This window comes from Streptomyces sp. NPDC055966 (assembly GCF_042269865.1).
Taxonomy (GTDB): domain Bacteria; phylum Actinomycetota; class Actinomycetes; order Streptomycetales; family Streptomycetaceae; genus Streptomyces.
The window spans coordinates 123,496-145,833 of sequence record NZ_JBHJYK010000011.1; the positions used below are offsets into that span (position 1 = coordinate 123,496).

19 protein-coding genes and 2 pseudogenes are annotated in these 22,338 nt (G+C 68.5%); 7 read left to right on the plus strand and 14 right to left on the minus strand.

Annotated elements, in window-relative coordinates; genetic code table 11:
- Nucleotides 1–119: 119 nt before the first annotated feature.
- On the plus strand, nt 120–2,570 hold the full coding sequence (locus ACFC8N_RS23995) for a discoidin domain-containing protein (RefSeq protein WP_376289600.1): 2,451 nt from the start codon (nt 120–122) through the stop codon (nt 2,568–2,570).
- A gap of 677 nt (nt 2,571–3,247) precedes the next feature.
- Here the strand turns inward: ACFC8N_RS23995 and ACFC8N_RS24000 are convergent.
- The 4 genes from ACFC8N_RS24000 to ACFC8N_RS24015 all read right to left on the minus strand — a co-directional run bounded on the left by ACFC8N_RS24000 (nt 3,248) and on the right by ACFC8N_RS24015 (nt 8,175).
- Entirely contained in the window at nt 3,248–4,921 is a 1,674-nt protein-coding gene (locus ACFC8N_RS24000; RefSeq protein WP_376289602.1) for a TROVE domain-containing protein, read from the minus strand.
- A 989-nt stretch (nt 4,922–5,910) separates the two neighbouring features.
- Complete coding sequence (locus tag ACFC8N_RS24005; RefSeq protein ID WP_356024840.1) at nt 5,911–6,993, minus strand: serine/threonine-protein kinase; 1,083 nt, start codon at nt 6,991–6,993, stop codon at nt 5,911–5,913.
- A gap of 57 nt (nt 6,994–7,050) precedes the next feature.
- Nucleotides 7,051–7,476 carry a Ku protein gene (locus ACFC8N_RS24010; protein WP_376289604.1) on the minus strand — a complete coding sequence of 142 codons (426 nt, stop codon included), beginning with the start codon at nt 7,474–7,476 and terminating at the stop codon, nt 7,051–7,053.
- 132 nt (nt 7,477–7,608) lie between these two features.
- Complete coding sequence (locus tag ACFC8N_RS24015) at nt 7,609–8,175, minus strand: dihydrofolate reductase family protein (protein WP_362822655.1); 567 nt, start codon at nt 8,173–8,175, stop codon at nt 7,609–7,611.
- Between the two features lie 268 nt (nt 8,176–8,443).
- Between ACFC8N_RS24015 and ACFC8N_RS24020 the strand changes: the two genes are divergently transcribed.
- Nucleotides 8,444–8,668, plus strand: coding sequence for a hypothetical protein (locus ACFC8N_RS24020; RefSeq protein ID WP_376289606.1), 225 nt, complete (start codon nt 8,444–8,446; stop codon nt 8,666–8,668).
- 340 nt (nt 8,669–9,008) lie between these two features.
- Nucleotides 9,009–9,149: a DUF6207 family protein gene (locus tag ACFC8N_RS24025; protein WP_376289608.1), complete on the plus strand. Its 141-nt coding sequence runs from the start codon at nt 9,009–9,011 to the stop codon at nt 9,147–9,149.
- 84 nt (nt 9,150–9,233) lie between these two features.
- On the opposite strand, the gene ACFC8N_RS24030 is transcribed toward ACFC8N_RS24025, so the two are convergent.
- Nucleotides 9,234–11,333, minus strand: a complete 2,100-nt coding sequence (locus tag ACFC8N_RS24030; RefSeq protein ID WP_376289610.1) for a hypothetical protein — start codon at nt 11,331–11,333, stop codon at nt 9,234–9,236.
- A gap of 603 nt (nt 11,334–11,936) precedes the next feature.
- On the opposite strand from ACFC8N_RS24030, the pseudogene ACFC8N_RS24035 reads away from it, so the two are divergent.
- Nucleotides 11,937–12,249: pseudogene (locus ACFC8N_RS24035) on the plus strand (hypothetical protein); the annotation flags it as partial.
- Nucleotides 12,250–13,038: 789 nt separating this feature from the next.
- Here ACFC8N_RS24035 and ACFC8N_RS24040 read toward each other — a convergent pair.
- The 3 genes from ACFC8N_RS24040 to ACFC8N_RS24050 form a co-directional block, all read right to left on the minus strand.
- Nucleotides 13,039–14,127: an AbfB domain-containing protein gene (locus ACFC8N_RS24040; RefSeq protein ID WP_376289612.1), complete on the minus strand. Its 1,089-nt coding sequence runs from the start codon at nt 14,125–14,127 to the stop codon at nt 13,039–13,041.
- A gap of 630 nt (nt 14,128–14,757) precedes the next feature.
- Nucleotides 14,758–15,039: a ricin-type beta-trefoil lectin domain protein gene (locus ACFC8N_RS24045; RefSeq protein ID WP_376289833.1), complete on the minus strand. Its 282-nt coding sequence runs from the start codon at nt 15,037–15,039 to the stop codon at nt 14,758–14,760.
- Complete coding sequence (locus ACFC8N_RS24050; protein ID WP_376289614.1) at nt 14,954–15,235, minus strand: NAD(P)-binding domain-containing protein; 282 nt, start codon at nt 15,233–15,235, stop codon at nt 14,954–14,956. The genes ACFC8N_RS24045 and ACFC8N_RS24050 overlap by 86 nt, the downstream gene beginning before the upstream one ends.
- Before the next feature lie 490 nt (nt 15,236–15,725).
- On the opposite strand from ACFC8N_RS24050, the gene ACFC8N_RS24055 reads away from it, so the two are divergent.
- Entirely contained in the window at nt 15,726–16,490 is a 765-nt protein-coding gene (locus ACFC8N_RS24055; RefSeq protein WP_376289616.1) for a hypothetical protein, read from the plus strand.
- Here ACFC8N_RS24055 and ACFC8N_RS24060 read toward each other — a convergent pair.
- Both ACFC8N_RS24060 and ACFC8N_RS24065 read right to left on the minus strand, forming a co-directional pair.
- Nucleotides 16,479–17,312, minus strand: coding sequence for a transposase (locus ACFC8N_RS24060; protein ID WP_376289617.1), 834 nt, complete (start codon nt 17,310–17,312; stop codon nt 16,479–16,481). The genes ACFC8N_RS24055 and ACFC8N_RS24060 overlap by 12 nt on opposite strands.
- A gap of 2 nt (nt 17,313–17,314) precedes the next feature.
- Complete coding sequence (locus ACFC8N_RS24065; RefSeq protein ID WP_376289619.1) at nt 17,315–17,779, minus strand: transposase family protein; 465 nt, start codon at nt 17,777–17,779, stop codon at nt 17,315–17,317.
- Nucleotides 17,780–18,239: 460 nt separating this feature from the next.
- Here ACFC8N_RS24065 and ACFC8N_RS24070 point away from each other — a divergent pair, with 460 nt between their 5' ends.
- Both ACFC8N_RS24070 and ACFC8N_RS24075 read left to right on the plus strand, forming a co-directional pair.
- Nucleotides 18,240–18,434: a hypothetical protein gene (locus tag ACFC8N_RS24070; protein WP_356024861.1), complete on the plus strand. Its 195-nt coding sequence runs from the start codon at nt 18,240–18,242 to the stop codon at nt 18,432–18,434.
- 12 nt (nt 18,435–18,446) lie between these two features.
- The gene (locus ACFC8N_RS24075; protein WP_362822664.1) at nt 18,447–18,695 is read left to right on the plus strand and encodes a hypothetical protein; all 249 of its coding nucleotides are present in this window, start codon (nt 18,447–18,449) and stop codon (nt 18,693–18,695) included.
- Nucleotides 18,696–18,726: 31 nt separating this feature from the next.
- Here the strand turns inward: ACFC8N_RS24075 and ACFC8N_RS24080 are convergent.
- The 4 genes and pseudogenes from ACFC8N_RS24080 to ACFC8N_RS24095 form a co-directional block, all read right to left on the minus strand.
- Nucleotides 18,727–19,086: pseudogene (locus tag ACFC8N_RS24080) on the minus strand (family 1 glycosylhydrolase); the annotation flags it as partial.
- A 64-nt stretch (nt 19,087–19,150) separates the two neighbouring features.
- The gene (locus tag ACFC8N_RS24085) at nt 19,151–19,978 is read right to left on the minus strand and encodes a carbohydrate ABC transporter permease (RefSeq protein ID WP_376289621.1); all 828 of its coding nucleotides are present in this window, start codon (nt 19,976–19,978) and stop codon (nt 19,151–19,153) included.
- 5 nt (nt 19,979–19,983) lie between these two features.
- The gene (locus ACFC8N_RS24090) at nt 19,984–20,937 is read right to left on the minus strand and encodes a carbohydrate ABC transporter permease (RefSeq protein ID WP_376289623.1); all 954 of its coding nucleotides are present in this window, start codon (nt 20,935–20,937) and stop codon (nt 19,984–19,986) included.
- An 11-nt stretch (nt 20,938–20,948) separates the two neighbouring features.
- Complete coding sequence (locus tag ACFC8N_RS24095; protein WP_376289625.1) at nt 20,949–22,232, minus strand: ABC transporter substrate-binding protein; 1,284 nt, start codon at nt 22,230–22,232, stop codon at nt 20,949–20,951.
- Nucleotides 22,233–22,338 lie beyond the last annotated feature (106 nt).

Here is a 22,338-nt window from a genome sequence, read left to right on the forward strand (position 1 = left end):
GCAGACGTGGTTGCGGCCCCTTGCTCACCGTTCGGAGAGACGCCATGACAGGTGCGCCTGACAGGTTACGAGTGGCCACGGTGCGAGCCCTCAGCCTTGTCCTCCTTACCTCCGCGGCAGTGACCGGCGCGCTGCTGCATCCGAACCCCGCCGTCGCGGACCGTGCGACGGCCGCACACGGCACAGACTCACCCTCCGGCGGGCACGAGCCGACGCCTCCAGGAGCACACGGCGAGGTCGTCCCCAGGGAGGCGTTTGAACCCGCCGCTCCCACCCTGCCGCGTGACGGGTGGACCACCACCGTCAGCGACGAGGACACCCGCGAGGACAACCACCACGCCCAGGAGCCACAGCCACACAGCATCACGATCGACATGCACCGCACCGCCGTCGTCTCGGGACTGGTCTACCAGCCGCGCCAGGACGGCAGCCCCAGCGGCCGGATCGGCGAATACGCCATCTACCTGAGTGCCGACGGCACTACCTGGGGGAAGCCCGTAGCCACGGGAACCCTGGCCGACGACGCGGCTGTCAAGAAGCTGCGGTTCGCCGCCGGACGCACCCGCTACGTGCGGCTGACCGCCACCTCCGCGGCCGGCGCGCGCGGGCCGTGGGACTCGGCGGCGGAGATCAACCTGCTCGGGGATCCAAGCACGCCCGGACCCGGCGTCGACCTGCCGCGCGACGGGTGGACCGCCACCGCCGACAGCGAAGAGACCCAAGCGGGTGACGGTCGCGCCCAGAACGCACTGGACGGCAACCCCGGCACCATCTGGCACACCCAGTGGTCCGGTGACACCCGACCGCTGCCGCACAGCATCACCATCGACATGCACCGCACCGCCGTCGTCTCAGGCCTCTCCTACGAACCACGACTGGCCGACAGCGCCAACGGCCGCATAGGCCAGTACTCGATCACCACCAGCACGGACGGCACCGCCTTCGGGAAACCGGTGGCAACCGGGACCTGGAAGGACGACGACACCGTCAAGGGCGCCACGTTCGACCAGCCCGTCACCGCGCGCTATGTCCGTCTGACGGCCATCACCGAGGCCGGCGGCCGCGGGAGTTGGTCCTCAGCCGCCGAACTGCGCCTGAGTGGTCCGGCCAACCCCGCTGAACACGGCGCGTGGGGCCCGCTGATCGGCTTCCCGCTGGTGCCGGTGGCGACCGCCGTACTGCCCAACGACAAACTCCTGGCCTGGTCCGCCTACGCCCCCGACCGCTTCGGCGGAAGCAACGGCTACACCCAGACCGCCATCATGGACCTGACCACCGGGAAGATCACCCAGCGCCGCGTCGACAACACCAAGCACGACATGTTCTGTCCCGGCACCGCGATCCTCTCCGACGGCCGGGTGCTGGTGACCGGCGGCAGCAACGCCGAGCGCGCCAGTATCTACGACCCCGCCACCGACGAGTGGACCTCCACCAGCGACATGAACATCGCGCGCGGCTATCAAGCCATGACCCTGCTCCCCAACGGCGACGCGTTCGTCATCGGCGGTTCCTGGGGCCGCGACAACGCCCCGGACAAGGGCAGCGAGGTCTGGTCGGCCGCTACCGGCACCTGGCGCACCCTGTCCGGCGTACCGGTCTCCCCCACCCTGACCGCCGACCCGGCAGGCCCCTACCGGGCAGACAACCACGAATGGCTGTACGCCACGTCCAACGGACGAGTCCTGCAGTTCGGCCCCAGCAAGCAGCTCAACTGGATCTCCACCGATGGCGAGGGCGGCATCACCCCGGCCGGCACCCGCGCCGACAGCCTCGACGCGATGAACGGCGATGCCGTCGCCTACGACGTGGGCAAGCTCCTCACCCTGGGCGGCGCCACCGCATACGAGAACGCGACGGCCACCAACCGCGCCTACGCCGTCGGCGTCAAAGGCCCCGACGAGGCGCCTGCCAGCGTCCGCACCGGCGACATGGCCTACGCCCGCTCCTTCGCCAACAGCGTCGTCATGCCAGACGGAAAGGTCGCGGTCTTCGGGGGACAGTCCTACGCCAAGCCCTTCAGCGACGGCCACTCCGTCCTGAGCCCCGAGATATGGGACCCCGCGACCGGCCGCTTCACGCCCATGGCAGCCATGGCGCTCCCCCGTAACTATCACAGCGTCGCCAATCTGCTCCCCGACGGGCGGATCTTCACCGGAGGCGGCGGCTTGTGCGGCGACTGCGAAACCAACCACGCCGACGGAGCGATCTTCACCCCGCCCTACCTCCTCAACCCCGACGGCAGCGAAAAGCCCCGCCCCCACATCATCAGCAGCGTTCCCACCGACGTCGCACACGGGCAGCGGCTGACGGTGACGACCGACATGCCCATCGACAAGTTCGCCCTGGTCCGAGCCGGAGCCGCGACCCACTCCGTCGACAACGACCAACGCCGAATTCCGCTGACGCCCCGCAAGACCGCAACCAACACCTACGAACTCGACATCCCGGCCGACCCCGGCGTGGCGCTTCCCGGCACGTACATGCTCTTCGCAGTCAACCAGCAGGCCGTGCCCAGCAAAGCCGCAATCCTCACCGTCAACTCCGCAGGCACCCGAGGAGCGCAGCGCTAGGCAGGCCGTGCCGGTGCCGCCGTCGGTGCAGAACCGCGCCGACCGCCAGCACACGCCGTACTGACTACGATCGGCCCATGCGAGGGGGACGAAGAGCCTGAACGCCGCTGGTGTCCGGGAGCCGGGGTTGCGTGAGGACTACGACCGTCAGCGGCAGCTGGTGCGACGCTTCCGGCGCACCGCATACCTGGCGGCCAGGCTGCTGCTGCCTCGGCCGTTGCTGGCGCATGTGGTGGCGGCGACCGCCGTGATGCACCACGGGGACAACATCCTGGACACCGCGCCCCTGTCACAGCGGGCGGGAGCCGGTTCTCCCGCAGAGCCCACATCACCGGCCGGTATCCACCAAAGCGTGCATCGAAAGCGCGCCGACGGCCCGGGCGGGGTGATGCCCGGGCCGTCGTTGATGTTCCTCATATGGGTATTGCTGTCAGCGGTGTCGGTCAGGAGGCCACCGAGGTCCGGACAGCGCCCGAGCCATGACCCCGCGCGCCCTTCCCCAGTGGTGAACGCGGAGATCCGCGCGCTCATGCTGCAGGCCGGCGGCCACCTGAAACCACAGGACCGGCCCACCCACCAGGGGCTCTCGCCGAGTGGGCGCTCGCGGTACGTGACGAGGTCGTCGAGGCCGCATGACGAAAGCCCCGCCGCCAAAGCGGCGGAGCCATCTCGCGCGATCAGGCCGCACCCTCCTGCCACGGCCAGCGGGCGTCCCGTCCCCTCTCCAAGAGAGGGATCATCCGGAAAGCATGGTCCGTGAGGCCACCGAAGGCGTGCCGGTTCCCGCTCCCGGTCGGCGCCGTCCCGGCCCGGTAGCCGGCCATGTTCCACATGTAGACCGGCACGTTCCTGGGTACGAGGTCGTCGATCTCGGTCTCGCGCATCCCGCCGTATCCGTGGGCGTTGGATGGGAACCAGCCCGGCCGGGTCTGCTCGTCGGTGACAACGACGATCCGGTCGTGCCCGTCGAAGTGAGCCTTGACCGCCGAGGGGATGTCCGTGCCGTCGATCTGCCCGAACTTCTCGATCAGCCGCAGCACGCTCCCGCCCTTCGGCACGTCCACCCGTGCGCTGCGCATGCCGAACTCCACCAGCGTCGGGTCCTGCGCCCGTACCGCGAGCGCGGCACCGAACACCGCAGCCTGCTCGGCGAGCGGGATGTCCGACTTGTTCGGCGTCGAGAACCCGTACCCCGGGAACATCGACGGCGACCGGTCCACCAGGATCAGCGTCCGGCCCCCGAGCCGCGGCACGTTCGACAGTGAGTGGTTCAGTGCCTGCTCCAGCGCGTGCCCCCACCGCAGCGACGGGGCGTGCTTGTACGCCGCCCACCACCGGAACGGGAACATCCGAGACCTACGCACCTCCTCCGGGTCAGCAAAGCGCGCCACCACCCGAGCGGCTACAGCATCGGAGACAGCCGCCTCGTCGAAGTTCCTCAGGTTCCGTGCCAGCGCCATCACACCCATGGACGGAATCACGGCCTCCCACGCCACCGCGTCCATCGGGCCCTGGAGCCAGCCTGCCAACGACTCCCACGTCATCCCGGCCGCCGCCAGACGCTCCGCGCCATCCGAAGCCGTCACAACTGCACGCCGCTCCTGCACAGGCAGCGCCAGCAGCTCCTGCCGCGCCGTCAGCATGCGGTTCGACGCCGGCGGGACCGCATCGTCCGGGTTGTGCCGCCGGTCGAGCGCGTACTGAAACAGGTCTCCCTGCCACGGCTTCTCAGGGGCTGGGGCGGCATGCACGAGGTTGAGCACGTCACCGAAGCGGTAGCCCTTCGACGCGGTGTCGTACTTCAGCAGCGACTTGCCGTTATACAGCCGCTGGACCGCGTCGGCGATGCCTCGCTTCACCGGCTTCGGTAGCCGGCGCCCGTACTTCGTCGTCCAGTAGCCGAGCATCTCGCCCGGCTCGTCCGCTCGCTGGAGTACCGAGGCGATGACCGCGCGGTTCGAGTACGGGACTGCTCCGTCGATCGCGGCCGGGCCCGGGATTCGGGCGACAGCCTGTTCGGCGTCGAGTCGGGCCTTGACGAACTCGGCGGCCCCGACGAGCGCGGCCGACCGCATGTTGCCCTCTTGGCGCAGCCAGCCGAGCAGGCCTGCGGTCCACGCCGGGTCCTCGACGGCGAGTTGGCGGACGAGACGCTCGAACCGGTCGTCCCGCTCCTTCGCGTTCTCGTAGAAGGTGTCCGCGAGGAAGTGGGAGATGGCGAGCACGAACAGCTCGGACCGCGCGTCGCGGAGGTGGCCGGTGGCGCCTTCGTGGGTGCGGGTCGTCTCGCCGGTCGTGGTGACCGGGGACGAGGTCGTCGGCCGGGCGGTGCGGGTGTTGAAGCGCGACACAAAAAGCCCCTCACTATGGAGGGGAAGCGCAAGCAGTGGGCGCCCGAGATCGGAAGTCGGCTGCGGACCCGTTGGCTTAGGCCGCTCGCCCACACCAGCCGTGCAACTGGCGGCGGGATTCGAACCCGCGAGGATTTGTGAATCCAGAAGTATCCGCTGCCTGCGCACCGGGCGCCCCCGATGCTTGAGCCTCCCGAGATCAAGACGGCTGCGGTTCTGCGGGGTTCGATCCCCGCCCACCGAGGTGGTTCTGCCAAAAGAAGTAACCGCGGCCTGCGCACCGGGAGGTGCAGAAGTCTGAAGTTGTAGTCCAGAGGTCAGAGTCGGCGACGGCTCACAGACTGATGCTCTACCCATTGAGCTACCGGCCAACGCTGTTGGCCAGACGGGACTTGAACCCGCAACCCTCAATTCCAAGAAGGATCCGTTGCCTGCGCACCTGGACGACCCCACTGTAGCTCCTGCGTCAGATCGACGCATGCAATAACTCCCCGCTGCAGCGCCGTTGAGCTGGGCCGGGGCTATGCAGGGAGCGTGTCGACTCAGTCGGCATCGTCGTCCGGAGGCCAATCCGGCTGGACGAACAGGCCCTTGTGGCGCAAGCGTGGCAACCGACTCACCGGTGCGCGGGCCGGTGGCGGCCGACCGTGCGACGGCGGCGCCGTCCCGACCCGCGGGAACGGCGACGGGATGGGGCAGGAGTCTCCTACGGATGAACGCGGCGCCCACCAGGAACACCGCGGCCTGCGTATCGCGATCTCGGGAGAACTCACGCGACGCCCCCGGCCGGCAGTCATCGTCCACAACGCCCACCTGCTGCGCAACAACGCCCTCCACTGCCTCTACCGGCTCTGGGACTTGTTCCAGGAGCACGAGCCACGCCTGCCGTCATCCTCGTCGGACCCGAACAGCTCAAGACTGCCCTGGACCGGCCCGCGCTTGCGTGCCAGAGGCTCGTCGGTAGGCAGCGGCCGAGGCGAGGGCGTGGATCAGGTCGGGGTTGTGGCGCCGGCGTCCAACTGCCGCTCGATCTCGGCGGCCGGGAACGGCGTCTGCTTGCTCTCGGTGAACAGACGATGGAAGAAGGTGTCCATGACGACGGTAGGGCGTGCGTGCCGGTCGATGATGGCCGTGATCTCGGGCGGGATGTGGCCAGGTCGCCGGCCCGCGATCCAGTCGTGCAGGAAGGCTTCGCGTTCCGTGTCACCGCGGACGCCGTCGAGCACGTGGTATTGGAGCAGGTGGCTCGCGGTGTAGCAGTGGTCGAATACGAAGTGGTCCGCGAGGAAGTCGGACTCGTCCGCCGTAAGGTCGAAACGGGAGCTCAGGGCGAGTCCGAAGTCGGCGAAGTAGAGCTGGCGGCCATCGGTCAGGATGTTGTCGAAGTGAGCATCGAAGTGGACGAGGCCGCGGGAACTCATGAAAGCGGCTCCTTCCATCAGAGCTTCTTCCACCCAAAGGAAGGGCGAGCCGTCCCCGCCTCCCGGCGCGGCGGTCTTGCGGTGATCGACCAGCCATCCGGCGAGTGTGTGCGGCACGTGCTCCAGGAAGACCACCAGGCTGTACGAGGACTGGCCGATGGCTTCCAGCCGGTCACGAACGGCGGGTGATCCCTCCCAGTGTGCAACTGCCCTTTCCAGGCCCCCGAACTCGTCGGTGAATCCTTCGGGAGGGGAGTCAGGCAGAACCCGCCAGTGGTACATCAGGGGAAATCCCGCATACTCGCCGCCGAGAACCCAGTTCGTGGTCATGGCGTGCACGGCAAGCTCCCGCCAGGCACCGAACCCGGCCGAGCCCACGCCGTACTGGTAGAACATCGGCAGTTCGAAGACGTTCGCCGTCGACCGCACATTCTCCGGGCGTAATTCGATGTCCGTCAAAGGGATCCGCTTGACGAAGACGCGCGTTCCGTTGATGTCCAGCTGTGCCGACCTGCCGCCGATGCCCGACCCGAGCGGGGTAGCGGCTGCCACGGCCTCCCCGAGCCGGTGGTCGCTCAGCAAGGAGAGCTGAGTGCTCACGGTCCCGTAACCAGCCAAGCGCGCGGTACGCAGGAAATCGTGGCCCAGCATCGACGGCTCCTCGGTGCCCGAACCAGGGCTTCGGCAATCCCACGTACGGCACCGACCTTACGCCGAAAGATCAGCCACTCTCAGTTCGGCACCTTCGCCGCGAAAGCTGACACGGAGCGGGAGAACATCCAGGATTCGACACCGAAGTTGGGCGGGTGCGAGGACGCAGCCGAGCCGCTCAACTCCATTACACAACATCTGATAGCCGCCCCTGCCCGTAGCGGCGACCTGCCCGCCGGCGGACAGGTAGTACCCGGCGCCCATACGGATCGGGTCGATGTCCTCCAGCGGCACGAACGCGTCGATCGCCATCGCCATCGCCATCGGCATCGGCAGATTGCTCAACTCCTCGTGCGTGATCGGGCTGACCCGGTCCCCGGTCAGCTCGTACCCCTTGCCGATCTCGGACTGGGCGACCTCGCGATCCTCCAGATCCAGGTGGTACTGGTGAAAGCGCACCCTGTGTTCTTCGGTCGCGCTCACTACGTTGATCGGAAGCAGGGTCACTAGACCAAAGCTGATGGCGCCTGGCCATAGGGTTCGGGACATAGGTAGACGGTCTCAGGGCTGACTGCACGTCAGCAGCACTTGTGCAGCATCCCTGAGACTCGCTGCTCAGCGCCCCGTCTCGTACCTGGTCAGGACCACGCCGCCGGGAAACGACCGCGTCTCCACCAGGTTCAGGTTCACCCAGCTGTCCAGCGCGGTGAAGAACGGCGTGCCGCGGCCCACCAGGACCGGATGGGCGGCGATCACGTACTCGTCGATCAGCCCGGCGCGCATGGCCGCCCCGGCGAGCGTTGCGCCGCCGATGTTCATCGGGCCGCCGTCCTCGGCCTTGAGCCGGGTGATCTCGGCGATCGCGTCGCCGGTGACCAGGCGGGTGTTCCAGTCGACCTTGTCGATCGTCGAGGAGAACACCACCTTCGGCGTGTCCCGCCAGTTCCGCGCAAACTCGATCTCCGCCGGGGTGGCGTTGGGCTGCTGGTCGCCGGTCGGCCAGTAGGAGCTCATCGTCTCCCACAGCTTGCGCCCATACAGCGACAGGCCACTCGCCTGCTCGTGGTCGAGCCACCACTGGAACAGCTCGTCGCTCGGCGGTCCGCTCCAGGCGATGTCGTCGCCGGCAGCGGCGATGTAGCCGTCCAGGGTCACGTTCATGCCGTAGATCAGTTTCCGCATGGCCCAGCCTTCCGTCCGTGGGTGTCCGGCGTATGGACTCAGCGTGGTGTACTCGGCCGACTCGGACAAGCCGCCTGATCTCGACCTCGCCCTTGCGGGGAATGCCACGGATTTGAGACTGATCACGGATGACAAGGCCTTGAGACAGCCAAGAACGCCCAGGTCACGCAAGATCGACATGCCGCGAGCGGCGAAACCCTGCAATCAGACTACGGACGGCTCCGGCGTCCCGCATGTGCGCTCCCGGCGCGCGCCGCGCCCTGGGAGCATGACGGAGACGCCGCAGGTCGTCGTCTACCCGCCAGCCGAGGACGGCGACAGGCGCGTCCGCGTCGCCAGCCGCTTCGTGGGCATGGCATACACGCTGTACGACATCGTCGAATTCCTGCGCCGAGCCGGATCCGAAGACGTCGAGCCCGCGGACGTGGCGAGCGCGGACTGGGTGGAGTGGTGGGGTGCCGGTCCGGACGTGTGGGCGCCGCCCGGCACGTGACGCGCTCAAGCATCATCACGAGCAGGGAGCAGCCTGGCTCCTGACGACCGGCGCATTGTCGGCGGCCCTGCGCGGCGGCAGCGCCGACGCGCGATTCCCGCGAGCGCGCCCCGATCCCCAGCCGCGCCCACGCCCACGCCGCCCATCGCAACACCCACCGCAACGCGGGGCCTTACGAACCGAAGTCACTCCCCTGCGATCGGTGTCCGCAGCCTTGACTCCAGCCGCCACTCGCCCGCGCCACCAAGGCCGGCGCATCCTCCAGAGCAGCCGCGTTCGCGTCCGTACTCGGTCTGGTGAAGACACCGGGATCCGAGAACCGCTTCGGCCTCCGGAGACCATGGAAGCGCAGGTGGCGGAACCGGGCCTGGCCGTGGTGGAGATCGCAGCCACCGATGACGAAACCGCACTCGCCGTCCAGGAAATGCTCGCCGCACGGTGCGCGGCCGCACCGGCGGACCGTATAAATCGTCAGTTTTAGACGTCACAGCCCATTCCCAGACGAACCGCCGTCAACAAACCATCGCTAGGGGTCCCCTGGGCCCAGGCCCAGAGGACTTCGTGGTCAGCGGCGGTAGTACGGCAGCGACGAGCCGGATGCGGTCGCGAGTACGACTTCCGTGCCGAGGCTGTTGCCGCTGTCCTGGTACATGGACAGTTGGCCGTCGGACCAGCGCACGAGGTAGTCGTTGGACCGGTTGTCAGTGCTGGTGAAGTTGCCCGCCGTGGTCAACGTGGCGTGGGTCCACAGCGCGCTCGGGGCCCGCAGTCGCACCTCTCCGTGGAAGCCGTACTGGTTGATGTCCGGGTACAGGGTCAGTTCGCCGTCGGACCAGCGGACCACTAGGTCTGACTCGGTGGTCCCGGCGAAGTCGGCGGACGTGAGGGATGTGGCGTGTGTCCAGGTGGAGTTGGCAGGGTTGAGCCGGACCTCGCTGTGGAGGCCGGTGGAGTTGAGGTTCTTGTAGAGCGTGGTCTCGCCGTCGGACCAGCGCACGATCAGGTCGTCGGGCCAGTGGTCGTCGGTGGTGTAGCGGCCCGCGGTCATGGCGACCTCGTGCTGCCACAGCGTGCCCGGCTTGACGAGTGTGATCTGGCTGTGCAGGCCGTGCGCGTCGACGTCGGGGAAGAGGGTGAGGCTGCCGTCGCTCCAGCGCACCAGCAGGTCGTAGGTGTTGGTGCCCGTGAAGTCGCCGGCCGTGATGGAGACGGCCTTCGTCCAGGTGGTATTGGCCGCGACGAGCTGTATTTCCTTGTCGAACCGTCCGTTGCCACCACCCCGGTACAGCGTCAGCTCGCCGTCCGACCAGCGCACGATCTGGTCGCTCTTGTCCGGATCGGGCGAAGGTGAGGGCGTGAAGGAGCCCGAGGTGACGAGGGTGGCATGGGTGAGTGTGGAGGCGCCGGGCAGCACATTGGGACGTGCGGGGGCGGTGCCGGCGACCGCCGCCTGGTACAGGTTCTGGACGTCGGAGCCGTAGGAGGGGCTGTAGGAGACGTCCTCGGTCGGTCCGCCGGTGTCCCAGCCGCCGATGCTGCCGACCACGTCGCCGGTGCCGGTGGTCGGGTCGAAGTTCTCCAGGAACGGGCTGCCACTGGTGCCGGTCGCGAAGCCGTTGCAGGCGATCCGGAGGTACGAGCCGGGGGTGCCGTCGGTCGGGGTGTACTGCGTCGTGTTGTTGTCGCAGGTCAGGGGCTGCGCGGCGGTGCCCGGGTAGCCGACCAGCCGAATGCTGGGGAAGGCGTAGCCGCGGCCGGTGGCCAGGTTGTTGCCGCCCACCACGTCCTGCACCTGCTTGCCGTCGCTGCGTGCGCCGACCTGGGCGAACGCCACGTCCCACGGGGCGCCCTGGACGTGTCCGCGGTCGTAGTAGCGGGGATCGACCCAGACCCGGCTGCGGCCTTCGGAGTCGGTGGCGACGGGGAAGATGCCGTACGGCTGGGGATTGGCCGCGGTCCACTGGGGGACGAACGCGAGCGAGCCGCCCCCTGCCCGCCCGTCCATGCAGTGCCCGGCGGTGAGCACGATGTTGTGGTGCGGGCTGTTGATGACGCTCGCGGTGCAGAAGTAGGAGCCGCTGCTGGTCTGCATGTACATCCGGCCGACCATCGGCAGCCCGCCGAAGTAGGAGCTGACGGGACCTGTCCCGCCCGTGCTCGTGGGGGACGGGCTGGGCGAGGCGGTGGGGCTCGCCGAGTCCGACGCGCTGGGGGAGGTGCTCGGAGAGGCGGACGAGGTGTCCGTCGGGGCGGCGGTCGGGGTGTCCGTAGCGGTCGCGGAGGGATCCGGGGTCGAGGTGTCGGTGGGTGTGTCCGTCGGGCCCGCGGTGGCGCTCGGCGTGGTGTCCATCGGAGCCTCGCGCAGGTCCTGGGCGTTCAGACCACCGGTCCTCGGCGGCTTGACGAGCCCCTGGAGTGTGGGGTGGGCGGCCTTGCCCGCGGTCCGCGGTTTGCCGTCCGGAAGCGGCTTTGCTTCTGCCATGCGCTGGACGGTCCAGAACCGCTTGGCCGCAAGGCCTGTCCAGTGCGGCGCGGCAGCGGGAAGACGCGGGGCGGTGTCCGGTATCGCGGACGTGTACGCCGGAGGGGCGTTCGTCGCGCCTGCCGTATCGACCGAGACGACGAGGGTGCCGGCCAGCGCGGCGATCGCACCTACGGCCGCCACGAGAAAGGCACCGCGCCGACTCGCACGGTGCCCTGCAGTTCTGCTCACTTTTGGGCTGAATTCCCCCCACTTGGCGTGACTCTCCGTCACGCAGGCGATAGGACTAGCAGAGAGTACGGCACTGCCGCTCGGCGATCGAACCACAGGGCGAATTTGCCTGGGTGATGACTGGCGGCCGGTGCCGGCTCCCGGACGCACAGCGGGATCGGGGTGAGACGGCGCACGCGAACGCCTGCTGGTGGAGGCCGTGAGAGTGCAGCGCGCGTGCATGGTCCGCCCGCCCGGCAACGCGAGCCGTTCAGTGCGCCGTTCTCAGGGAGTGCGGAGAGTCGAACAACCTGGGCTCGCGCGTCTGTCATTACCGGTCGTGCGGCACGTGGGGCGGCGGCTGCGATGCCGGGGCCGCCGACCAGTGCGCGTCGGCGTTTTGTCGCGGCTCGACGTGTCGTAACTCGTCTGCCGGCACCCAGAACCAGAGGCCGTCGTTTGGGTCGCCTGGCGGACCAGAGGAAAGTGCCAGCGATGTGGAGTCCAGCCAGGTAGACGGTCACGGTCGCACGTCCTGTCGGACGCGATCGGACTGCCCCTTCTCGTCTGCGTCTCGGCAGGTACTTCAAACCCCTGCGCCTCCACGCGGACAAAGCCGACGACCGTCAGGACCTGCGGAAATGGTTACGAGGCAAGCGCATTGGAGTCCAGATCGCCCGCAAAGGCGTCGAGTCCAGCGAACGGTCGGGCCGTCGCAGGTGGGTGATCGAGCCGACGATGTCGTGGCTGTCCGGCTACCGCAGACTCAGCCCCCGGCTACGAGCGCAATCCCCGCAACTACCTGGCCCGGGTGTCACAAGTTCGAACCGTGTCGGGGCACGGACGCTCAAGGGGCGCCGAGGGCTACTGCGGGGCGCCGGCTCCTTGACCGCGAACACCCGTGGGACGAAGATCCTCCTGCCGATAAAGGAGTTGTGATGCTGCGGTTCATGGACTGGTCCGTGGTCGCGATGGGGTGCGCGCTGGTCCTCATGAGTCTCGCTTTCCGGTGGTGGGAGCGGACCGAGATTCGGAAGGGAAAGAGTCCCGATCAAGGCATGCGGTTCTTTCGGGCATGGCTCCCTCTGCTCATGGGCCTGGGGATGATCAGCGCCAGGCTGCCGAGCCTGTTGCCAGCGCCCCACCCTGTCGTCATGATCATGGACACTCTCAACGGCGCGCTGGCGGTCACGGTGCTCGTCTTGGTGCTACGGACGGTGCATCGCGTCTCTCGGACGCGGAGTCCCCGCACCCCCGATTGACGGCAGCGGTACCCAGCAGCTTGTCGCGGAAGTAGCAACGCACGGCGGCGGACGACCGCGGGCGTCCGTGGACCGTCGCAGCAGGCGAGAGTCACCCACCCCGACGTCAAGCGCCCACCCAAATCGCTTCGGGACGAAGAGGTCGCGGGTACATATCCCGGCATCTGGCACAACTCGGTGTACCGCGCCCGGAGCGCCGAGGGACCCGGGGACACCCTGCCCGAGCAGCTGCGCAGGTCGCTTGCCTGGGACCAGGGCGCGGAGACGGCCCAGCACGCCCAACTACGTATCGGCACTGGCCTGCAGGCTTGGATTCCAGCAGTCGTCGCAACGGTAGGGACTGCGAGACGTCCAGGAGCGTGGCCGAGGTTTCGGACGGGGCGTGCCAAAGCGGAGTATTCCGGTCCAGCCTACGGTCAGGTACGGGGTGCGACGACGACGAAGGAGCGGCTGGCCCGGTACGCGGCGCTGCTCTCGGAAGGGTCGAGCCAGAGTTCGAGGTTGTCCCGGTGACGGAGGTAGCGGCCCGGGTAGTTGTACGACTCCAGGGAGAGCGACCCGTCGGCGGAGCCGGAGCGGGCGCAGAAGGTGGCGTCCTTCCGGAAGATGACGGATCCGTCGTCGGCGTCCAGGCGGATACGGAAGGCGTAGTGGCGCAGGTACCTGCCCGCGGCGTCCATGAGCGAGTAGCAGCCGGGGTCGGCAAGACCGGGAACGAACGTCAACGTGGCCGCCCGCCGGGTGGCCAAGGAGCTGTTTGCGCCGACCGGAGCCAGGAAGCCCAGGCCCCCGGACCGGCTTATGTAGTCGCCCGGGTCGTCGACCGACCGGAGCGCATGCGGTCCCGAAAGCCTCGCGGCAGCTGTCGGGTTCTTGCTCGGGGCCGGTGTCGGTGAAGCGGACGTCCCTGGAGTCGGCGAGACGGCAGACGCAGCGGGCGCCGACGGGGCCGCGGCCTTGGGCGGCAGGCTCGGCCCCGGTGACCGTGTGGTGGCGTACCAGGCCACTCCGGCGGCTGTGAGCACCACGGCACAGGCGGTCGTCGCCGCCACCGGCTTGGCGGCCGGCCTGCCGAGCAGTCGCGCTACCCGGCCCACGCCGCCCGCCGCGGACCCGCCTGCACCCGTGGTGCCCCCGGCCGAGCCTGCCGCGAGGACCTTGCCCAGCATCAGTCCGGCCAGACCGGCCGGCAACGGCACCAGTGCGAAGCCGCCCAGCAGCCCCTCCGCCGGTATCAGGTCGGACGCGCTGAACAGGCACTGCGGGCAGTTGCGGACATGGCGTGCCAGCCGCTTGCGCCACAGCGCGGACGGTCGTCCGTCCCACGAGGTGAGCGCGGCGGCCAGTTCCGTGCATCGAGGAGAGGTGGTCACGGCCCGTACGACGGCACGCGCGGTCTCCAACCGTTCCTTGACCCGTTGGACCCGCACGGCGGCATGCTGCGGCGTGAGGCCGCAGGCCTCGGCGAGTTCGGCGCGGGTCAGATCGCCGTCAGAAGGTGGCACACAGGTGGCAGACCATGACGAAGTGGCAGCCACGGGCGGCGAGTGTGTGCAGGGTCTCGGGTACGGCGTCGAGAGGTGGGATGGATGTCGTACCTCAGTCCATGACCGTCGCGGCGCTCCTCGGCCTCGCTGTCAGCCTGGTGGCAGGACCTGTCCTCAGCCGTTGGGGCGCCTGCGCTGCTGCGGTCGGCGGCTTCCTCATCCGTGCGGTGGGCTTTTTCTCATACTCTATGACGCCCAGCTGCCGGCAGGTCCTGGCCGTCGGCGACCGTGCTGGCCGACGTCGTCCTGGGAGTCGACAGCGATTGGGTGTGCCCCTCCGTCGTGATCGGCAGCGGTGTCGGCTCGGCCGTCGCGGCTGTACTCGTCGCCACGCCACGGACGCCGACCCGCACACCCCACGCCCGGCTGCCGCGCGCCGCGTTCGGCCTCCGAAGAGTGCTGCTACACCGCCCCTGTCTCCAGCTCACCGCGGCCAACATCTCGCTCTCTCGCCCAAGTCTTTGTCGGCTCTTGGAAGTTGAGCGGTGCGCTGGTCCTGAGGGGCTGACCAGCTGTGACGTTGGGCGAGTGTCAGCGGCGGCGGGGGCGGCCCTGGTAGCAGGGCACTCGTGGTCGTGAGTGATCATTTCAGTCGTCGACGCAGAACGATCGCTCAGGAACCACAGGCTTGGACAACGATATCGATGCGACGGTGCAGTTCTCGATCACCGCAGCGGAGCCCGGACTCGCCGCGCCGTTGGAGTCGAGGCACATGGTGAGCACGCTTGTGTAGACCTGGAGTTCGCTGTTGGAGGCGCGGGCGAACTGCTGGTTGTTGGCGCCGTTACAGGTCCGGACCTCCGAGGCCGAGCCCGCGGCCGTGCCGCCGCCGTAGATCTCCAGGCAGCTGCTGAAGGCCGCGTTGACCAGGGCGCTGTAGGTGGGCGTCGCCGCATCCGGTGACGGTGTTGGCGGGCGGGTTCCTGGCGTGCGCGCCCAGCTCGCCGGCGAGTCGCGCGGCTTTGGCGGGATCCTTGGCGGTGACGGTCACTGTGTGCCCGCCCACCGGCGCCCGTGCGGCGATGCCCCGGGCCATGTTCCGGGCGCCGATGATGGTGATCTGCACAGGTGCAGCGGTTGCCGGCGCACACGGATGAGCCGGTGGCGACCTCGGGCGCGGTCGATACTGCTATTCGAAGCGCTTCGACAAAAGCGCTTCGACAGCGATGTCCGCCGGTGAATGAAATATGTCTTCCTGTGCAGAGACTTGCCGTTCAGACATCCCATCATTACTGTCCAAAGGCGCAAGCGCTTCGACGCTTCGGCACCTGCGTCTGGCAAGCCCGGTGCTTGAAAGTAAGGGGGACACGTCAGCTGATCGACCGCCTCGGCCGCCTCGCCTTCGGCGGGGACTCCAACTGCGAGCAGTGGAAGGAACCACTTTGCCCAGGGCCGGCCGTCAAGCCGATCAGTCGGCCAACTGCGCAAGCGCCTCGGACGGGACTGGGTCGCGCCGTCCCGAGCCCGGACTCGTCGGCGAGCGACACCTCGCTGCGCCAGAGTCCGCCACCAGACCGGGGGTCCGGAACAACCCATCGCCGTCCTTGGAGGGACACATGAGATGGCAAGCCCTTAAATCCATCAGCAGCAAGTCGGCCGGGTTCGGTCGGCTGGCCCTGATAGCCGCCGTGATCGCCGGGTTCCTGAGCATCGCGTCTCCGGCGCAGGCCCAGGTCTACTCCACCTGCGACCAGTGGGGTCAGTACACCCAGGGCACCTGGACGATCTACAACGACATGTGGGGCCAAAACCACGGCCCGCAGTGCCTGACCGTCAACAGCATCAAGTCGTGGTACGTCGACGCCAACCACTCCGGCGGCGGGATCAAGTCCTACCCGAACACGGCGGTCCGACCCCAGACGCCGTTGTCGCAGTTGAGCTCGGCGGGCTTCTGGTACAACACGTCGTCGGCTCCCGTCTCCGGCAGTGACTACTGGGACTGGACGAGCGACTTCTGGTCGACCGGCAACCAGGACGAGATCATGGTCTTCACCAGCTGGTCCGGGACGGCAGGCGGCTGGGGAAGGCAGATCGCGTCCAACGTGACCATCGGCGGCGTCCTGTACGCGTCGGTCTGGCAGGCCAATCCCGGCTGGAACGTCCTGCAGCTCATCCCCGCCCAGCAGAGCGACACCGGCACCATCGACGCCTCGGCGGTCTGGCGATGGGCCGCGTCGCAGAACCTCCTGCGCAACACCACCTTCGACACGATGCAGTACGGCATCGAGATCACCTCGACCAGCGGCTTGCAGAAGCAGTACTCGCTGAACTCCTACAGCGCCTGGTGGAACAACACCTCCGGCGGCGGATCAAACATCTAGCCGCAATACGCGCGACACGATGGTGCACTCCATCCGCGCATAGAGACGAACGCCGGAGCGATTCCCAAACGCATACCTTGCCGCCGGGCCTCGAACGACGAATTCCGGCGGCAAGGTTTGCGGAGCCTTCGAATTCAGGCGGGTGGAGGTGGCCTCGCACCCGGCGGGTGGTGACGCAGCGTGTGCGTAGGCGTTGGTTGGTGGGGTTGCGGAATCCGTGGGCGGCTCGCGCGGCGAGCTCCCGGTTCGGTGCCGGTCGGTGGTGCGGGAGCGTGCGAGCGGGTCACGCAGCTTCTCCTTGGCGATCCACGCGGTCAGCAGCGTCATGCCGATGTCGCCGGTGTCGATGAGCTGCTTCCACATCGTGCTGAACTGGGTGTCGGTGAGGTCTTCGCGGTTGCGCAGCAGGCGGCTCCGGGCCTTCCATTCCGGGTCGCCGGCCCGTCCGCGCCGGCCGCGCAGGGCGAAGGTGGCGCGGCGGCGCACCAGGGTGAGCATCCTGTTCGCCGGCTGGACGACATGGAAGTGGTCGACTACCACGGTGGCGTGGGGCAGGCCGGTACGCACAGCGGCCCGGTAGCCGGAGGACATGTCGATGGCGACGTAAGCGATGTACTCACACCAGGGCTTGGGGGTGGTTGCCGGCCAGGCCAGCACGTCGCTGGGGGGGGCGCGGCCGTCGACCTGGCCCAGCAGGCCCTGGATCCCGGTTGCGTCCACGAAGCCGATGTGCCAGCGCTCCGCCCTCGGCTCCCACCGGCCGGTGCGCGGATCCCGGCGCCGCTGCCTGCGACCTCGGCGGGTCTCGTCGATCCCCAGCACCGTCACCGGTCCGGGAGGGGGGCATGACCTCCTGTCCGACCTGCCGGAAGGCGTCCATCACCGTCGGCCACGACAGGCCCAGGTCCCGGCCGGCCCTGCACGACCGTGGATCCGGCACCCCGCACCCGCCTCCCGGCCGCCTGCCGCAGCCGGGTGGTGATCCTCGCACCGGCCGGGACCTGGCGAACCTGCTCGGTGAACGACCGGCGGGCACAACCCGGTTGGGTGCCGTACCAGCGGCGTCTACGCCATGCCAGCTCCAGCCCCCGCTCCCCGCAGGGCAGGTCACGTGGCCGGGTGACCACCCAACCCTTCACCCGCGTGGCGAACACCCCGCACGCGGGGCAGGCCCGCGCCTGCTCACCGGCGGTGGCCAGGTGCACCCGCCGGGTGCCGTCCTCCAGCCGCTCCACCCGCACGACGGCCAGGCCGTCAAGGTCGAGCAGCACCGTCGTATCGCTGTCCAAGCCCGTGGTCCTGATGATCGTTCTGCGTCGAGAACAGAAATGATCACTCACGACCACGGGCGTCCTGCTGCCGGGGCCACCCCTGCCCCTCACTCAACGTGACAGCCAGTCAGCCGCTCAGGACGACACACCGCTCAAGATCGAAGACCCTCTTTGTCACCAGAGCGCTCGTCCGTACCCGCAGGCCGGGGGCCGCGGCCCCCGGCGGTGTGGTCCTCGCCGCGTCCTTCGTCTCCTTCGCCCTGCTGGATCTGGCGACCACGAGGGTGCACGTGGGCCTGCCGCGGCGACCCTCTTCCATACCTGTGGGGAACTGCTGCACGGCACCACATCGGGGGCGTTCGCCTCCGCAGCCACGCCCGATGACCTGCGGGGCAGGTACCTGTCCGCGTCTTTCTCTGGCGCTCCTACGATTCGTGGCCGGGCCGGTATGCCCGGAGAGCGCGGAGAGGATGCGGGGATGCAGGAGCTGGAGCGGATCACGGCTCACCGGGGTGAACAGGGCGCGCTCGCCGATGAGTTGGTCAAGCAGCTGCAGGAAGTCCAGGCCGAGCGGGCGGAGCTGGTGATCGCCGAGCGGGTCCTGAACCGTCTGGCTGAGCGGGGCCGGCCCGCGGCGGAGGCCTCCGTGGCCGTCGCCCCGTCTTCGCTGTGAGTGGCGAGGCAAGTGGTCCTGCTGAACCCGCACCGCAGCGAGACACGCGACGAGGCCGCCCTGCCCGCTGGCTACGGCAAAATCCCGGCGATCGTGCGGGCTGCCGACGGCCCGGTCCAGGTCAGGAATGTCGGTGAGGAGCTCGGTCTTCAGGTGACGGTGCGCGGCAAGCTGGAACCGCTGCACGCGAAGATGACCAAGCTCGCCGACCGGGCCTGGCCGGGCAGACGAGGCGACGGCAGATTCACAGCAGGCCAGTAGCCCGCGTTTGACGAGTGCGAGGCCGCCCGGAACCGGCCTCTGACGCGAGGGAAGAAGCGGTCCGCCAAGGAACAGCGGGTTCGATGCCGGCCGCGAGCAGCTCGTCGACCAGCCGGGAGTGGAAGTCGAGCCCCTTGGGGTTCACCGGGCCGACGCCGTCTGGAACGACGCCTGGCCAGGCGACCGAGAACCGGTACGAGCCAGCGCCTATTTCCCGCAGCAGAGCCACATCCCGCGGATGGCGGTGGTAGTGGTCGCAGGCGATGTCACCGGTGTCGCCGTTCGCCACGAGGCCGGGGGTGTGGGTGTAGGTGTCCCAGATGCACAGAGCGCGGCCGTCCTCCCGGGTCGCGCCCTCGACAAGGTACGAGGCGGTCGCGGCGCCGAACACGAAGCCAGGCGGGAAACACGGGGGAGGTCACTCATGCGTGGGCTCAGTTCTGGCGGTGGACGGGTCATTTGACGGAGCCGCCGGTGATGCCGGCGGCGATGTACTTCTGGGCGACGACGAGGAGGATCGCCGCCGGTACCGCGGAGAGGACGGACGCTGCCATCACCGAGCCCCAGTCCCCGACGTGCGCGCCGATGTACTGGTAGATACCCAGCGTGACCGGCTTGACGTCGTCGGTCGTGTTCAGCGTCAGCGCGAACATGAAGTCACTCCACGCGAACAGGAAGGCGAACAGCCCTGCAGTGATCAGTGAGTTGCGGCTCATGGGAACCACCACCCGCAGGAACGTCCGCACCGGGCCGGCACCGTCCAACTGTGCCGCCTCGATCACCTCGCCGGGGATCGAGACCATGAAGGACCGCATCAGCACGATGGAGAAGGGAATGCCGAGCGAGGCGTCCGCGAGCATCAGGCCGAAGTACGAGTTGACCAGCCCCAGGTCGACGTAGGAGGTGTACAGCGCGTTCGCGATGACGATGCCCGGGACCATCTGCGTGATCAGGGTGCCGAACACGAGGGTCCGTGTGCCCCGCAGCCTGAACCGGGCCAGCCCGTATGCCGCCGGGGCGGCGATCGTCAGGCAGAGGACGACGGCGCCGAGCGCGACTACCAGCGACGTCAGCAGACGACCGCCCTGATCACCGAGGGCCTTGGAGAAGCCGGACAGGTCGAGGCTGCCCGGCACCGGGGCCACCTCCAGCAGACCCGACCCCGGCTGGAGCGCGGTGTTGAGCATCCAGTACAGCGGGAAGAGCATCACGCACAGGATGAGCACGCCGGTGACGGTGGAACCCCAGCGGCGCTTGGCTGTCGTGGGCGGGTGTGGGGCCATGGACGTCACTTCCCCTCGGTGCGGTTGGCCCGCAGGTAGAACACCGCGAAGACCGCGGAGACAAGGATGAGTACGTTGCCGACGACCGCGCCCGCGCCGAAGTCCAGTTGCACGAAGGAGTTCTGGTAGGTCAGTGTCCCCAGGGTCTGGGTGGCGTCGGCCGGGCCACCGTCGGTGAGGGCCAGGATCAGGTCGAGGATCTTCACCGTCGACATGAATCCGAGCACCAGGACGACCGTGATCACCGGCCGGAGCATCGGCAGGGTGACGGAGCGGAAGGTCCGCCAGGCGGAGGCTCCGTCCAGGGAGGCCGCCTCGTACAACTCCCGGGGTATCTCCTGGAGACCGCCGTAGAGGATGACCATGTTGAACGGGATGCCGATCCAGATGTTGACCAGGATCACCGACAGCAGGGCCATGCCGGGGCTGGTCAGCCACGGGGGGTGGCCGCCCGCTCCGAGTGTGTCCAGGAACGAGTTCAGCACGCCCGTGTCCTCGTCGAGGATCCGCCGCCACACGATGCCCGACACCACCATGGGGACCAGCCACGGGAGGAGGACGAGTGATCGCAGGACACCGCCGAGGGGGAACCTCCGGTTGAAGAACACCGCGAGGGCGAGGCCGATGCAGAACTGGCCGACCAGTGACCCGGCGGTGAACACGAACGTGTGCCACAGCGCCTTGGCGAACAGGGCGTCCCGGAAGACCTTCGACCAGTTGTCGACGCCGTTGAACGGCGCCCTGCCGGTGAAGAAGGTCTTCGGCGTGTAGTGCTGGAAGCTCATCACGACGTTGCGGACGAGCGGGTAGCCGAAAAACAGCAGCATGAAGACGACGGCCGGTGCGACGAACCCCCACTGCGCGAGTCGGCGCCGCAGACGGAGCCGTCGGGGATCGGGGGTGCCGGTGGCCTGCCGGGTCCTGGAGCGGACCGGGACGGTGGCGGTGGACATGGTCATGGGCACTTACCTCAGTTCCCGCTCGTGGCCCGCTGCTGGGCGCGCGTCAGGGCGACCCTGCTCGACTCGCCGGTCAAAGCCGACTGGAAGGCGCTCTGGAGGGCGAGCGACACGCTCGACCATCCGGCGCCCAGCTCTGCGGTGCGGGAGCGGGCGGTGGCCACCTGGCCGGCGAGGGCGTCCAGTTCGGGCACACGCTTGCGCCACACCGCGGCGGCCTTCTCGTCGGCCGGGACCATCCAGCTGTTGAGCGCGTAGGTCAGCTGCTCCTTCTCGCCGGCCAGACAGCCGATGATCCGGGCGGCCTCCTTCTCGCGGGCCCGGTCCCCGGTGTTCGGCACCGTGAGGACCGCACCGCCGAGCGGACCCACCGACTTGTCGCCGGGCTTCGGCACGGGGATCCGCGCGATGCCCCAGTGCAGCGACTTCTTGGTGTCCAGCGTCTCGACCTGCCACGGGCCGTTGATCATCATCGCCGCGTTGCCCGCCATGAACTGGTCGTTGACGTCCGCCTGCGTCCAGCTGACCGTCGACTTCGACAGCGAGGCGTCCTTCAGCAGGGCCTTCCAGAAGTCCAGGGCCTCGACGACTCGCGGTCCATCGAGCCGCCTCTCGTCACCACCGTTGGACCACATGAACGGCGTGAACTGGAAGACGCCGTCTTCGGCACCGCCCGCGCTCAGCGCCAGGCCGTACCGCCTGCCGTGGGTGAGCTTCTTGGCGGTCTCGCGCAGCTCGGCCCAGGTGGCCGGGACCTTCAGGCCCGCCTTGGCGAGGACGTCCTTGTCGTAGAAAAGCGCGAGCGTGTTCACCGAGCGGGCCGCGCCGTAGTAGGTCCCCTTGTAGGAGCCGAAGTTGACGATGCCCTGGGGGATGTCGTCGGTGCCCAAGCCCAGCGTCCTGAGGTCGATCAGCCCGCCGGCCTCGGCGAACGTCGGCATCTCGGAGGCGTCGAACTGCACGATGTCGGGCAGCGACTCCGAGGACGCCATGCGCAGCGCCTTGGTCATGACCTGCGCGGCAGGGACGCTCTGCTGCTCGATGGTGACGCCGAGTCGCTTGCCGCAGCGGGCCATCGCCTGCGCGTCCCAGCGGTGGTAGGAGTCGTCGGTCGAGGAGTTCAACACGGTGTACACGGCACTGTCGCGCTGCTGGCCGCAACCACCCAAGGCCACCCCGGCGAGCAGGACGGCCACAGTGGCGAGCGGCGCCGCGGCCCTGCGGGGGCGTCGGCGGCGTGCGGTAGACGGAGTGGGTGCTGCGGCGGGTGCTGTTAAGTTGAAGCGCTTCGACATACGGCGGTCCTAGCTGTCATATCGTCCGGCACATCATCAGGAAGATTTGTTTGTTGGGATGACTAATACGTCAATCGCCGATTCCACGCCACCCTCTGAACGTGTC

Coding starts and splice junctions, on each gene's coding strand:
- ACFC8N_RS24070 (WP_356024861.1), top strand. CDS start 18,240: ATGCAGGAGCTGGAGCGGATCACGGCTCACCGGGGTGAACAGGGCGCG.
- ACFC8N_RS24090 (WP_376289623.1), bottom strand. CDS start 20,937: ATGACCATGTCCACCGCCACCGTCCCGGTCCGCTCCAGGACCCGGCAG.
- ACFC8N_RS24015 (WP_362822655.1), bottom strand. CDS start 8,175: ATGCGGAAACTGATCTACGGCATGAACGTGACCCTGGACGGCTACATC.
- ACFC8N_RS24025 (WP_376289608.1), top strand. CDS start 9,009: ATGGAAGCGCAGGTGGCGGAACCGGGCCTGGCCGTGGTGGAGATCGCA.
- ACFC8N_RS24095 (WP_376289625.1), bottom strand. CDS start 22,232: ATGTCGAAGCGCTTCAACTTAACAGCACCCGCCGCAGCACCCACTCCG.
- ACFC8N_RS24085 (WP_376289621.1), bottom strand. CDS start 19,978: ATGGCCCCACACCCGCCCACGACAGCCAAGCGCCGCTGGGGTTCCACC.
- ACFC8N_RS24005 (WP_356024840.1), bottom strand. CDS start 6,993: ATGCTGGGCCACGATTTCCTGCGTACCGCGCGCTTGGCTGGTTACGGG.
- ACFC8N_RS24020 (WP_376289606.1), top strand. CDS start 8,444: ATGACGGAGACGCCGCAGGTCGTCGTCTACCCGCCAGCCGAGGACGGC.
- ACFC8N_RS24055 (WP_376289616.1), top strand. CDS start 15,726: ATGAGATGGCAAGCCCTTAAATCCATCAGCAGCAAGTCGGCCGGGTTC.